Here is a 12,408-nt window from a genome sequence, read left to right on the forward strand (position 1 = left end):
TGCCGCGGCGGCGCGCGGCATATGCGCACACATTTGACCGCTCCCGCGGTCTGTCAGTGTGACGGGGCGCGGAGAAAGGAGCGGCCAAATGTCTAAGTACAGAATCGCAGTGCTGGGAGACAAGGACAGCGTGCTGGGCTTCAAGGCCCTGGGGCTGGATGTGTTTCCTGCTGAAACGGTGGAGGAGGCCAAGCAGACCCTCCACCAGCTGGCCAAGGAAAATTACGCGGTGATCTACCTCACCGAGCAGTACGCCGCCGGTATGACGGCGGAGGTGGCCCGGTACAAGGATGAGCTCACCCCGGCCATCATCCTCATCCCCGGCAAGGACGGCTCTCTGGGCATCGGCATGGCCAACGTCAAGAGCGCCGTGGAACGGGCCGTGGGCGCGGATATCCTCTGACCTTCCAGGGGGGACGATGTCTTTTGAGATCAAGGTGGCTAACGCCTGATTTCCATCGAACCTGCCCCCGGCAGGTTCGACCCTGGATACGAAGGCGGTTCCCGAGGAAACCGCCTTCGATACCCCCCTCACCCGCGCCCGCGCGGGTGGCTGCCCGCCGGTGGCGGAGCAGGCAGGGGTGTGCTCCGCAGGCGCGTGTCCTGCTGCGCACAGATTTTGATCTTCTTTCCGGCGCCATACGCCGGAAACTCTGCGAGGCACGTAGGGGCGGCCTTTACGGCCGCCCGCACCCCCGACCGAGCCCAGCGCAAGCGGGTCGGACGGGGAGGAGGAGGCGCAACGGCACGAGTGAGTGTTCCCGTTTACGGGGACGCGAAGGATGTGAAGTTTGCGCCGACGAGAAAGAAGGTTGAGCTATTTGAGCGGAAAAATCGTCAAAGTCTCCGGCCCGCTGGTGGTGGCCACCGGACTGACCGACGCCAACATGGCCGACGTGGTCCGTGTGGGCGAGCAGCGCCTCATCGGTGAGATCCTCACCATGAACGGCGACTCCGCCTCCATCCAGGTCTACGAGGAGACCTCCGGCCTGGGCCCCGGCGCCGTGGTGGAGACCACCGGCGCCCCCATGTCCGTGGAGCTGGGCCCCGGCATTATTGAGAACATCTACGACGGCATCCAGCGCCCCCTGGAGGGCATCATGAAGAAGGCGGGCTCCAACAACCTGCCCCGCGGCGTGGAGGTCCCCGCCCTGGACCGGGAGAAGAAGTGGCAGTTCAACGCCACCGTCCAGCCCGGCGCCAAGGTCATCGGCGGCGACGTCATCGGCACCGTCCAGGAGACCAGCGTGGTGCTCCACAAGATCATGATCCCCCCCAAGATGAGCGGCACCATCGAGTCCATCCAGTCCGGCGAGTTCACCGTGCTGGACACCGTGGCTGTGCTGGTGGACGACAAGGGCGAGAAGCATAATCTCACCATGGTGCAGAAGTGGCCCGTCCGTGTGGGCCGCCCCTACAAGCATAAGTATCCCCCCAAGACCCCCCTGCTGTCCGGCCAGCGTATCGTGGACGCCATGTTCCCCGTGGCCAAGGGCGGCACCGCCGCCATCCCCGGCCCCTTCGGCTCCGGCAAGACCGTCATGCAGCACCAGCTGGCCAAGTGGTCCGACGTGGACATCGTGGTCTACATCGGCTGCGGCGAGCGGGGCAACGAGATGACCGACGTGCTGCGGGAGTTCCCCGAGCTGGTGGACCCCCGTACCGGCGAGTCCCTGATGAAGCGGACCGTGCTGATTGCCAACACCTCTGATATGCCCGTGGCCGCCCGTGAGGCCTCCATCTATACCGGCATCACCATCGCCGAGTACTTCCGCGACATGGGCTACCATGTGGCCGTCATCGCCGACTCCACCTCCCGCTGGGCCGAGGCCCTGCGTGAGATGTCCGGCCGTCTGGAAGAGATGCCCGGCGAAGAAGGTTACCCCGCCTACCTGTCCTCCCGTCTGGCCCAGTTCTACGAGCGGGCAGGTATGGTGGAGTGCATCGGCTCCGACGAGGACCGCCGGGGCTCCCTGACCGCCGTGGGCGCGGTTTCCCCGCCCGGCGGCGACCTGTCCGAGCCCGTGTCCCAGGCCACCATGCGTATCGTCAAGGTGTTCTGGGCCCTGGACGCCTCCCTGGCCTACCGCCGTCACTTCCCCGCCATCAACTGGCTGAACTCCTACTCCCTGTACCTGGACTCCCTGAAGCCCTGGTACGACGAGCACCTGGGTCCCCAGTTCATGGTCAACCGCGACAAGTCCATGTCCATCCTCCAGGAGGAGGCCAGCCTGAACGAGATCGTGCAGCTGGTTGGTAAGGACTCCCTGTCCGCCGGCGACCAGCTGACCCTGGAGACTGCCAAGATGCTCCGCGAGGATTTCCTCCAGCAGAACGGCTTTATGGAAGTGGACTGGTACTCCAGCTACGAGCGCCAGGACAAGATGATCCAGATGATTCTGGACTACGACAAGCTGTGCCGGGCGGCCATCGAGAAGGGCGCCCCTGTGGCAGAGCTGTTCAATATCCCCTTCCGTGAGAAGATGGGCCGTGCCAAGAGCGTGCCCGACGACCAGTTCAAGGCCGTCTACGCCGATATGGCCCGGGAAATGGAAGAGGAGATCGAGGCCATTGCGGCCAAGGGAGGTGAAGAGGCATGATCCGTGAATACCGTACCATTCAGGAGATCAACGGCCCCCTGATGGTGGTCCGCAAGGTCTCCGGCGTCACCTACGATGAGCTGGCCGAGATCGAGCTGTCCGACGGCTCCATCCGCCGCTGTAAGGTGCTGGAGGTCAACGGCGACAACGCGGTTGTGCAGCTCTTCGAGTCCTCCGCCGGCATCAACCTGGCCCAGTCCAAGGTCCGCTTCCTGGGTCACCCCCTTCAGCTCCCCGTGTCCGGCGATATGCTGGGCCGGGTGTTCAACGGCATGGGCCGTCCCATTGACGGCGGCCCCGAGATCATGGCCGAGGAGTACCGTGACATCAACGGCCTGCCCATGAATCCCGCCGCCCGGGACTACCCCAACGAGTTCATCCAGACCGGCATCTCCACCATCGACGGTCTGAATACCCTGGTCCGCGGCCAGAAGCTGCCCATCTTCTCCGGCTCCGGCCTGCCCCACGCCGCTCTGGCCGCCCAGATCGCCCGTCAGGCCAAGGTGCTGGGGGACGACGCCGGCAACTTCGCCGTGGTGTTCGCCGCCATCGGTATCACCTTCGAGGAGTCCGACTTCTTCGTGCAGGAGTTCCGCCGCACCGGCGCCATCGACCGTACCGTGCTCTTCACCAACCTGGCCAACGACCCCGCCGTCGAGCGTATCGCCACCCCCCGTATGGCCCTCACCGCCGCCGAGTACCTGGCCTTTGAGAAGGATATGCACGTGCTGGTCATCCTGACCGATATCACCAACTACGCCGAGGCCCTCCGTGAGGTGTCCGCGGCCAAGAAGGAAGTCCCCGGCCGCCGCGGCTACCCCGGCTACCTGTACACCGACCTGGCCACCATGTACGAGCGCGCCGGCCGTCAGCTGGGCAAGAAGGGCTCCATCACCATGATCCCCATTCTGACCATGCCCGAGGACGACAAGACCCACCCCATTCCCGACCTGACCGGCTATATCACCGAGGGCCAGATCATCCTGTCCCGCGAGCTGTACCGCAAGGGCATCAACCCGCCGGTGGACGTGCTGCCCTCTCTGTCCCGTCTGAAGGATAAGGGCGTGGGCCCCGGCAAGACCCGCGAGGACCACGCGGGCACCATGAACCAGCTGTTCGCCGCCTACTCCACCGGTAAGGAGAACAAGGAGCTCATGAGCATCCTGGGCGAGGCCGCCCTCTCTCCCACCGATCTGCAGTACGCCAAGTTTGCCGACGAGTTTGAGAAGCGCTATGTCTCCCAGGGCACCGATGAGAACCGCTCCATCATCGAGACCCTGGACCTGGGCTGGGATCTGCTGAGCCTGCTGCCCCGCGCGGAGCTGAAGCGTATCAAGCCGGAGTATATCGAGAAATACCTCCCGAAAAAGGAGGGATAAATCATGCCGGCCATTAACGTGAACCCTACCCGGCAGGAGCTGACCCGGCTGAAAACCCGGCTCAAGACCTCCATCCGGGGCCACAAGCTGCTGAAGGATAAGCGGGATGAGCTGATGAAGCAGTTCATGGACGTGGTGCGGGAGAACCGGGCCCTGCGGAAGAAGGTGGAGGAGGGGCTGATGAAAGCCCACGGCTCCTTCACCGTGGCCTCCGCCCTCATGTCTTCCGAGATGCTGGAGCAGTCCCTCCTGTACCCCAAGCAGAGCGTGGAGCTGGACATGACCTTCCAGAACATCATGAGCGTCAATGTGCCCGTCTACCAGTTCCGCACCAAGAGCGACGACGCCGGGGAGATCTATCCCTACGGCTTCGCCGCCACCTCCGGCGAGCTGGACGGCGCGGTGGACGCCCTGTCCGGGGTGTTCCAGGATATGCTCAAGCTGGCCGAGATTGAAAAGACCTCCCAGCTGCTGGCGGAGGAGATCGAAAAGACCCGCCGCCGGGTCAACGCCCTGGAGTATGTGAAGATCCCCCAGATGGAAGAGACCATCAAGTATATCTCCATGAAGCTGGACGAGAACGAGCGCTCCAACACCATCCGCCTCATGAAGGTGAAGGATATGCTTTTGAAGGAAGCCATCGAGGAGCGCCAGGAGGCCGACGCCCGCGCGGTGGAAGCCTTTGGCGGAAAACAGGAAGAGGTATAACCATAGTAAAAAAGACGGCCCCAACCGGGGCCGTCTTTTTTTGCGGGCATAAATGCAAGACCGGGGCGGCCCACACTGGGCCGCCCCGGTCTGTATACCGGCTTATTCGGCGGAAATCATATAGTAGTAGACAGGCTGACCGCCGGAGAGCAGGGTGATTTCGGCGTTGGGGCAGCACTCGGTGAAGAGCTCCAGAGCCTTCTGAGCATCGTCCTCGGACACATCCTCGCCGTAGAAGATATTGATAAACTCGGCGGACTGCTGGGCGTCAGCCTCGGCCAGACGGCGCAGCAGGGTGTCCAGATTCTGATCGGTGCCAAAGAGCTGGTGCTCGGTGAGGGCCAGGTAGTCCCCCTGCTTGATGGCGAAGCCGTCAAAGTCGGAGTCCCGGGCGGCGTAGGTGATCTCGGAGGTGTGGACGTTGCCGATGGCCTCGGTCATGGCGGCCACATTGTCCTCCTGGGAGGCGTCCAGATCCATGACCATCAGAGCGGAGATGCCCTGGGGTACGGTCTTGGTGGGGAGAACCACCACCTGCTTGCCCTCCGCCAGGGGGATGCACTGCTGGGCAGCCATAATGATGTTGCCGTTGTTGGGCAGCACAAAGACGATCTCCGCCGGGGTGGCGTCAATCACCTTCATAATGTCGTCGGTGGAGGGGTTCATGGTCTGACCGCCGCTGATCACGCCGTCAGCGCCCAGATCCTTGAACACAGCGGCCAGGCCGTCGCCAGCAGCAACCGCTACTACACCGTACTTCTTCTCGGGAGGGGCGATCTTCCGGCCGCCCTCGTGGTGGTCGTGGTCGTCCTCCTCCAGATCGTCGGTGCTCTGGATGTGGCGTCCGGCGGCCAGATCCTCGGCCTGGGTGCGCATATTCTCGATCTTGGCCAGCTCCAGGGTGCCGTACTTCTGGGCCTCGGTGAGGGCGGCGCCGGGAATGTCGGTGTGGACATGGACCTTGAAGCAGTCGTCATCCTCGCCGATCACCAGGCTGTCGCCGATGCTGTTCAGGTAGGCCTCGAAGGAGGTCAGCTCCTTGTTGGTGGTCTTGCGGACAATGAACACCGTGTCGAAGGTGAAGGTGATCTCCTCGGCGGCAATGGCGGCGTAGTCGGTCTTGCTCTCGGTCTTGCTCTCCTCGCCTCCCTCCGGCAGAGGCAGGCCCCGCAGGGAGTCCAGCATACCCTGGAGGATCACCAGGAAGCCCTTGCCGCCGGCGTCCACCACACCCGCCTTCTTGAGGACGGGGTTCATCTCGGTGGTGTGCTCCAGGGCCACCTGGCCCTCGGCAATAGCGGCTTCCAGCACGGCCTCAGGGTCGTTGGGAGTCTTGCGGGCGGCGTCGGCAGCCCGGGCGGCGGCCAGACGGGACACGGTGAGGATGGTGCCCTCGGCGGGCTTCATAACGGCCTTGTAGGCGGCGGCCACGCCGAAGTCCAGGGCAATGGCCAGATCCCGGCCGTCGATGGTCTCCTTGTCCTTCACGGCCTTGGAGAAGCCCCGGAACAGCAGGGACAGGATGACGCCCGAGTTGCCGCGGGCGCCCCGCAGCAGGGCGGAGGCGTTGGTAGCGGCGGCCTCCCCCACGGTACGGGGTTGTTTTTTCTTCAGCTCGGCGGCGGCGGTGGAGATGGTCAGGCCCATGTTGGTACCGGTGTCGCCGTCAGGCACGGGGAATACGTTCAGCTCGTTGATCTGCTGTTTTTGAAGATTGATGGAGGCTGCCGCGTGGACGATAGCCTGGGCAAAGGACGCTCCGTCAATGCGATCTCTCATGTCTGTGTTCCTTCCTTTCAATGGGCGGACCGGCCTCAGCCGATGACCATGGAATCGATGCACACGTCCACGTTGCGCACTTCGGCGCCGGTGGTACGCTGCACGATATAGCGGACCTCGCTCATAATGGAGCGGCTGACCGCCATCAGGTTCACGCCGTTGTCCACAATGATGTGCAGCTCGATGGAAACGGTGGAATCCTCATTGTAAGTGACTTTGACGCCCTTACCCATGGACTCCCGGCGCAGCAGATGGACCAGGCCGTCCGCCTTGGAGCGGACCGCCATGCCCTTTACGCCGTAGCAGTTGGTGGCGGCGGCGCCGGTGATGTTGGTAAACACTTCGCTGCTGATGGTGATCTCGCCCTGTTCGGTTTGCAGCTTCATGATCTGATCCCTTCCTTTCCTGGGGTGTCTGCATGGCATCCCCGTCAAAGCGGGGGAAAAGGTTCTATTGTTTGTCTTTTTATTGTATTCTATTTCACCACAAAATACAAGGGAAAAAAGTTTCTTCAAAGTGGGAATGTACACTTGTAATTTCCCACAAAAACGTGTACACTGTTCTCATCAGCACATTGCGTTCAACACAAAGGAGGCTGTTTGGATCATGAAAAAGTTTTTCTGCGGTATTGTGAAGTTTTTGGCCGTGCTGGCAGTGCTGGGCGCGGTGGTCTATGCTGTGGTGGCCTACTGGGACAAGCTCATGGAGCTGGTCTGCAAGGTGAAGGGCCTCATCTCCGGCAAGTGCGACGACTGCATGGAGGACGTGGAGTTCGCCGACTGGGAAGAGTAAGAAACTTGAAAAAGGGCCGCTGCCATGGGCAGCGGCCTTTTTTTACGTTTGAGGCGGGCGGCACAGCCGTCCGAAGTACCAGCCGGTGACCCCGTTCTTCTTCACCAAAGCCCGGTCGGCCAGCCGGCGGACGATGGACAGGATGTCCCCCGGCTCCACCGCCGGGCGGTAGTCGGTGGATTCCTTACACAACGTCTCCTCGCCGGAGCGGTAGAGGTAATCGGTGAGTACGTCCACCTCCCGGCCGCTCTCCAGATGGCGGCAGCGGCACAGAGCTCCGCCCCGCAGCAGCACCTCCACCTGACTGTGGCCCCAGCGCACATTCACCGACTGGGGCGTCTCCTCCTGTTTGTCCAGGGCCATGGCGGTGGGCAGACCGTCGCAGGAAAACCAGGTGAACCCCTCCCCCGGCTGCTGGGGGAGCACCAGGGCGTTGAGCTGGGCGTCCCGCTGAAGGGCGCAGCCGCCGTCGATGGATACGATGTGCTGTTTCTCCGATACCAGGGGGTGCGTAGTGGGAATGTGGGGATGGTAGAGGGTCACCGGGGTGTGTCCCACAATGCACCACCGGCGGAAGCAGATGCCCCGGTCCAGGAAACTGTCGTTTTTCATGCAGTCCCAGGCGGTCATATCCTCCAGATGGTCCTCATCCCACACCCCGCCGTGGACAAACAGATAGTCGGGGGTGAGCAGGATCTCGGGCATGGTGTCCAGAAAGGCCAGCTCCGGGCCGAAGTGGTTCAGGATCACCTGCCGCAGGGCGGGCAGATCCTCCGGGGAACGGGTCTCAAAGCCTGCCTCCTGCCCCATCTGGAGCAGGGTGCAGCGGTTGCGCCACACGTTGAGGTAGTGGTGGAAAAATTCCGGCCGTACCTGGGGGGATTCTACAAACTCGGTGACCAGATCGTCGCAGTTGCCCTTGACGCAGTACACCGTCCGGCGGGTGGACAGGTCCATGACGTAGCGCAGCACCGCCAGGCTGTCCTGGCCCTTTTCCACCAGATCCCCCAGCAGCACCAGAATGTCGTCGGGACCATAGCCCGCCTTGTCCAGCAGGCTCTGGAACAGGGGCAGGCTGCCGTGGATGTCGCTGACCACCAGTACCCGCCGCCCGGCGGGGAATTCCAGCCGCTGTATCCGTGCTTTGCGCGCCATACCGGCCACCTCGCTTTATACGGAAACTGATTTCTGAGCCTGATACAACCGGGCGTATTCGCCGCCCTTGGCCATCAGCTCCTCATGGGTGCCCTCCTCGGCAATGCCGCAGCCATCAATGACCACAATGCGTCCGGCGGAGCGGATGGTGGACAGCCGGTGGGCGATGATGAGGGTGGTACGGCCCTGGGCCAGGGCGTCAAAGGCGGACTGGATGCGGGCCTCGGTGACGGTGTCCAGGGCGGAGGTGGCCTCGTCCAGAATGAGGATGGGCGGGTTTTTCAGGAAGATGCGGGCGATGGACACCCGCTGCTTCTGGCCGCCGGAGAGCATGACGCCCCGCTCGCCCACCTGGGTCTGGAAGCCGTCGGGCATCTCCAGAATGTCGTCGTAGATCTCGGCCTTCTTGGCGGCCTCAATGATCTCCGCCTCGGTGGCGTCGGGCCGGCCGTAGCGGATGTTGTCGTAGATGGTGCCGGCGAAGAGGAACACGTCCTGCTGGACAATACCGATGTGTTCCCGCAGGTCGTGCTGCTTCAGTTCCCGCACATCCTGGCCGTCCACCAGCACCCGACCGCCGGTGACGTCGTAGAACCGGGGGATGAGCTGGCACAGGGTGGACTTGCCGCCGCCGGAGGGACCCACCACCGCCACCGTCTCGCCGGGGCGGACGTGGAGGGTAATGTGCTCCAGCACCGGCTCAGGGGAGGACTCGTAGCGGAAGGTCACGTCGTCCACCAGAATGTCGCCCTTCACGTCGGTGAGGGTGCGGGCGTCGGGGGCGTCCTGGATGTCGGGCTCCACCCGCATCAGCTCGGTAAACCGCTTGAAGCCCGCCATGCCCTGCATGAACTGCTCCACAAAGGCGGATAGCTTGCGGATGGGGGTGATGAAGGTGGTGACGTACAGGGCGAAGGTGGTGAGATCGATGAAGTCCATCTCACCCTTCATGATGAGGAAGCCGCCGAAGGCGATGACCACCACGGACAGGATGCCCATGAAGAACTCCATGCCCGACTGGTAGAAGGCCATGGTTTTATAGTAGCCCCGCTTGGCGCCGCGGAACTGGTCGTTGGCGGCGTTGAACTTGGCGCTCTCGGCGTCCTCGTTGGCGAAGGCCTTGGCGGTGCGCATACCGGAGATGGAGGACTCCACCTCGCCGTTGATGCCGGCCAGCTTGGCCTTGACCTCGATGGAGGCCTTCATCATCTTTTTCCGGGTGAGGGCGGTAAAGAGGATGAAGATAGGGATGACGGCGAACACCATCAGGGCCAGCTGCCACTGGATGGTGAGCATGATGAAGAAGGCGCCCAGAATGGTCACCGAGGAGATGAACAGGTCCTCCGGGCCGTGGTGGGCCAGCTCGGTGATCTCAAAGAGGTCGCCGGTGACCCGGCTCATCAGCTGGCCGGTGCGGTTCTTGTCGTAGAAGGAGAAGGACAGATCCTGCATATGGGAGAACAGGTCCCGGCGGATGTCGGCCTCCATCCGCACGCCCAGCAGGTGGCCCCAGTAGGTGACGATGAAGTAGAATACACCCTTGAGCACATAGGCCAGGGCCAGGGCGGCCATGACGGCGAAGAAGGTGGCAAAGAGCTGGTTGGGCAGCAGGGTCTGCATGGACCAGCGGGACACCATGGGGAAGAGCAGGTCCACGATGCAGATCAGCAGGGCGCACACCATATCCAGCAGGAACAGCTTCCAGTGGGGCTTGTAGTAGGAGGCAAAAATCCGCAGATAGCCCCGGTTTTTAAAGTCTTTTTGGTTGGTCATGACGTTCTCCTCTCAAAAATCCGTTACCTTACAGTATAGCCCGCTGCGGAGGGCTTTGTCAACCGATGGAGGGGGCGAAACCCGGTCCTGCCGGGCACTCTACCGCCGTTCGGTTGCCAAATTGCCCTCTGTGGGGTATGCTGGTGGGGCGAGGTGATGGACGTGTACGACATGGACAAGGCGGCCTTCGGGGCCTTTGTGGCCGGGCTGCGGAAGGAGAAGGGGTGGACCCAGCGGGAGCTGGCGGAGCAGCTCCACATTACCGACAAGGCGGTGAGCAAGTGGGAGACGGGGGCCAGCATCCCCGACACCGCCCTGCTCATCCCCCTGTCCGAGCTGCTGGGGGTGACGGTGACCGAGCTGCTGCTCTGCAAGCGGCAGGAGCAGCCCCTGGAGCCGGAGGCGGTGGAGGACGTGGTGAAAACCGCCATCCGCTGCGCTGGCGGCAGACCCAAGCGGGCCTGGCAGGAGAGGAGCCTGTGGCCCCTGTGGTATATACTCTCCCTGCTGGCGGGAGGCCTGGGCCTGTGGGCCAACTGGGCGTGGACCGGTGTGCCAGAGGCCCTGTGGACCCCGGTGGTGCTGGGGGCCATCTTCGGGGTCTGGTTCTGCTTTTTTACCCGGCTCACCCTGCCGGAGGTCTATGACCGGTACCCTCTGGGCATGGTGCGGGACGGGCCGCTGCGGATGAATGTGCCGGGCCTGAACTTCAATAACCGCAACTGGCCCCACATCGTCACGGTGGGCCGGGCGTGGTCCTGTGCAATTATGGCGGGTATGCCCCTGCTGTCCCTGGCGCTGGGGCTGATCTGCCCCGGCCTGTGGCAGGTGGCCCAGCTGGGCATCATCCTGGCGCTTACTCTGGGCGGACTGTTCCTCCCCCTCTATGTGGTGGGCAAAAAGTATCAATGATCCCGGCAGCCGGCGCCCAGACGCGCCGGCTGCTTCATTTTGTGCGGAAAAGGCCCCTTCCCTTGCCTCTGCTGCCGTTTAATGATACAATAAACTGTATTTTATGGGGGAACGGGGGAAACGGAAATGCTGGAGTATCTGCTGATGGTGTCCTCCCAGGTGGGGACCATGTTTCTGATGATGGCGGCGGGTTTTGCCCTGGCCAAGCGGAGGCTGCTGACCCAGGCGGCCATACCGCAGATGACCAATCTGCTGCTCACCGTGGTGCTCCCCTGTATGCTGGTAGACTCCATGCAGATCGAGCGGACCCCTGCCCTGCTGGGGTCCATGGGATACACCTCCCTGCTGGTGGCGGGGCTGTATGTGCTCTACTGCCTGCTGTCCATCCCCCTGTTCCGGCGGCAGAACTCCGCCACCGGCAAGGCCCTGCGCTTCGGCACCCTCTACGGCAACGTGGGCTTTATGGGCCTGCCCCTGATCCAGCTGGTGCTGGGCGAGCAGGCCATGGTCTACGGCGTCATCAACCTGATCGTATTCAACCTGTTCAACTGGAGCCAGGGCGTGGTGCTCATGGGAGGGCGCAGGCAGGTTTCTCTGAAACAGGCCGTCCTCAATCCGGGGATTCTGGGTACTGTGGTGGCCCTGGTGCTCTTCCTGTGCGGGATCACCCTGCCCTCCATGGTGGGCAGCGCCGTCAGCTTTCTGGGCAGTATGAACACCCCTCTGGCCATGGTCATCATCGGGGCCCAGATGGCCAGCGCCGACTGGCGCTCGGTGTTCCGCAGTCCGGCCATCCTTCTGGCCTGCGGCCTCAAGCTGGTGGCCATGCCCCTGCTCACCGCCCTGATCCTCTACCCCCTCCACCCGGAGCCCGATCTGTACTGCACTCTGGTGCTGCTGGCCGGAGTGCCCACCGCCAGCATTACCGCCATGTTTGCCCAGCGGTACGGCCAGGACGTGTCCACCAGCGCCCAGCTGGTCACCGTCAGCACCCTTTTGTCCATTCTCACCCTGCCCTGCTGCGGGGTGCTGGCCGCCCTGCTCAGCGGCGCGGCCTGAGGGCCGGAATGGTCACAAATGTTTACAGAATGCGTTTTTCCATTTACGGCACAGGGGTGCGGGTGTTAAAATGTCTAAATCATCTCATGCGCCGGGCGGCTTGCCGCCCACAGTACAATGGAGGTTACCATGAAAAAACAGACCATTCTGACCGGGGCTGCCGCCCTGGCTCTGGCCCTTTTTTTGACCGCCTGCGGCGGACCGGCGCCGGAGGTCACCCCCTCCCCCACGGTTGAGCCCACCCCCACGGC

The 12,408-nt window shown here is 63.0% G+C and carries 11 protein-coding genes; 7 read left to right on the forward strand and 4 right to left on the reverse strand.

Annotated elements, in window-relative coordinates:
• Positions 1-88: 88 nt before the first annotated feature.
• The 4 genes from B5G40_RS12755 (at position 89) to B5G40_RS12770 (ending at position 4,687) form a co-directional block, all read left to right on the forward strand.
• Positions 89-403: a V-type ATP synthase subunit F gene (locus B5G40_RS12755; protein WP_087330863.1), complete on the forward strand. Its 315-nt coding sequence runs from the start codon at positions 89-91 to the stop codon at positions 401-403.
• 418 nt (positions 404-821) lie between these two features.
• The gene (locus B5G40_RS12760) at positions 822-2,600 is read left to right on the forward strand and encodes a V-type ATP synthase subunit A (RefSeq protein WP_087399849.1); all 1,779 of its coding nucleotides are present in this window, start codon (positions 822-824) and stop codon (positions 2,598-2,600) included.
• Positions 2,597-3,979: a V-type ATP synthase subunit B gene (locus B5G40_RS12765; protein WP_087270896.1), complete on the forward strand. Its 1,383-nt coding sequence runs from the start codon at positions 2,597-2,599 to the stop codon at positions 3,977-3,979. The genes B5G40_RS12760 and B5G40_RS12765 overlap by 4 nt, the downstream gene beginning before the upstream one ends.
• Positions 3,980-3,982: 3 nt before the next feature.
• Positions 3,983-4,687: a V-type ATP synthase subunit D gene (locus tag B5G40_RS12770; RefSeq protein WP_087399850.1), complete on the forward strand. Its 705-nt coding sequence runs from the start codon at positions 3,983-3,985 to the stop codon at positions 4,685-4,687.
• Positions 4,688-4,789: 102 nt separating this feature from the next.
• Here B5G40_RS12770 and B5G40_RS12775 read toward each other — a convergent pair whose 3' ends face one another.
• A complete protein-coding gene (locus tag B5G40_RS12775) occupies positions 4,790-6,466 on the reverse strand; it encodes a DAK2 domain-containing protein (RefSeq protein ID WP_087399851.1) in 1,677 nt (558 codons plus the stop codon).
• A gap of 35 nt (positions 6,467-6,501) precedes the next feature.
• Complete coding sequence (locus tag B5G40_RS12780) at positions 6,502-6,852, reverse strand: Asp23/Gls24 family envelope stress response protein (RefSeq protein ID WP_087189201.1); 351 nt, start codon at positions 6,850-6,852, stop codon at positions 6,502-6,504.
• 220 nt (positions 6,853-7,072) lie between these two features.
• Between B5G40_RS12780 and B5G40_RS12785 the strand changes: the two genes are divergently transcribed.
• Entirely contained in the window at positions 7,073-7,258 is a 186-nt protein-coding gene (locus B5G40_RS12785; protein ID WP_087189202.1) for a hypothetical protein, read from the forward strand.
• Between the two features lie 42 nt (positions 7,259-7,300).
• Here the strand turns inward: B5G40_RS12785 and B5G40_RS12790 are convergent, their stop codons facing one another.
• Together B5G40_RS12790 and B5G40_RS12795 are read right to left on the reverse strand one after the other, a co-directional pair.
• Positions 7,301-8,413, reverse strand: coding sequence for a metallophosphoesterase (locus B5G40_RS12790; protein ID WP_087399852.1), 1,113 nt, complete (start codon positions 8,411-8,413; stop codon positions 7,301-7,303).
• 15 nt (positions 8,414-8,428) lie between these two features.
• The gene (locus B5G40_RS12795; RefSeq protein ID WP_087270940.1) at positions 8,429-10,186 is read right to left on the reverse strand and encodes an ABC transporter ATP-binding protein; all 1,758 of its coding nucleotides are present in this window, start codon (positions 10,184-10,186) and stop codon (positions 8,429-8,431) included.
• A 156-nt stretch (positions 10,187-10,342) separates the two neighbouring features.
• Here B5G40_RS12795 and B5G40_RS12800 point away from each other — a divergent pair, with 156 nt between their 5' ends.
• Positions 10,343-11,098, forward strand: a complete 756-nt coding sequence (locus B5G40_RS12800) for a helix-turn-helix domain-containing protein (RefSeq protein WP_087399853.1) — start codon at positions 10,343-10,345, stop codon at positions 11,096-11,098.
• A gap of 126 nt (positions 11,099-11,224) precedes the next feature.
• Complete coding sequence (locus tag B5G40_RS12805; RefSeq protein WP_087399854.1) at positions 11,225-12,157, forward strand: AEC family transporter; 933 nt, start codon at positions 11,225-11,227, stop codon at positions 12,155-12,157.
• The last annotated feature ends 251 nt before the right edge of the window (positions 12,158-12,408 follow it).

Source organism: Flavonifractor sp. An9 (genome assembly GCF_002161245.1).
GTDB lineage: Bacteria > Bacillota > Clostridia > Oscillospirales > Oscillospiraceae > Flavonifractor > Flavonifractor avicola.

Excerpts from the sequence above, each read along its gene's own strand:
- B5G40_RS12805 (WP_087399854.1), top strand. The coding sequence starts at position 11,225 with ATGCTGGAGTATCTGCTGATGGTGTCCTCCCAGGTGGGGACCATGTTT.
- B5G40_RS12765 (WP_087270896.1), top strand. The coding sequence starts at position 2,597 with ATGATCCGTGAATACCGTACCATTCAGGAGATCAACGGCCCCCTGATG.
- B5G40_RS12785 (WP_087189202.1), top strand. The coding sequence starts at position 7,073 with ATGAAAAAGTTTTTCTGCGGTATTGTGAAGTTTTTGGCCGTGCTGGCA.
- B5G40_RS12800 (WP_087399853.1), top strand. The coding sequence starts at position 10,343 with ATGGACGTGTACGACATGGACAAGGCGGCCTTCGGGGCCTTTGTGGCC.
- B5G40_RS12780 (WP_087189201.1), bottom strand. The coding sequence starts at position 6,852 with ATGAAGCTGCAAACCGAACAGGGCGAGATCACCATCAGCAGCGAAGTG.
- B5G40_RS12790 (WP_087399852.1), bottom strand. The coding sequence starts at position 8,413 with ATGGCGCGCAAAGCACGGATACAGCGGCTGGAATTCCCCGCCGGGCGG.
- B5G40_RS12755 (WP_087330863.1), top strand. The coding sequence starts at position 89 with ATGTCTAAGTACAGAATCGCAGTGCTGGGAGACAAGGACAGCGTGCTG.
- B5G40_RS12770 (WP_087399850.1), top strand. The coding sequence starts at position 3,983 with ATGCCGGCCATTAACGTGAACCCTACCCGGCAGGAGCTGACCCGGCTG.
- B5G40_RS12795 (WP_087270940.1), bottom strand. The coding sequence starts at position 10,186 with ATGACCAACCAAAAAGACTTTAAAAACCGGGGCTATCTGCGGATTTTT.
- B5G40_RS12775 (WP_087399851.1), bottom strand. The coding sequence starts at position 6,466 with ATGAGAGATCGCATTGACGGAGCGTCCTTTGCCCAGGCTATCGTCCAC.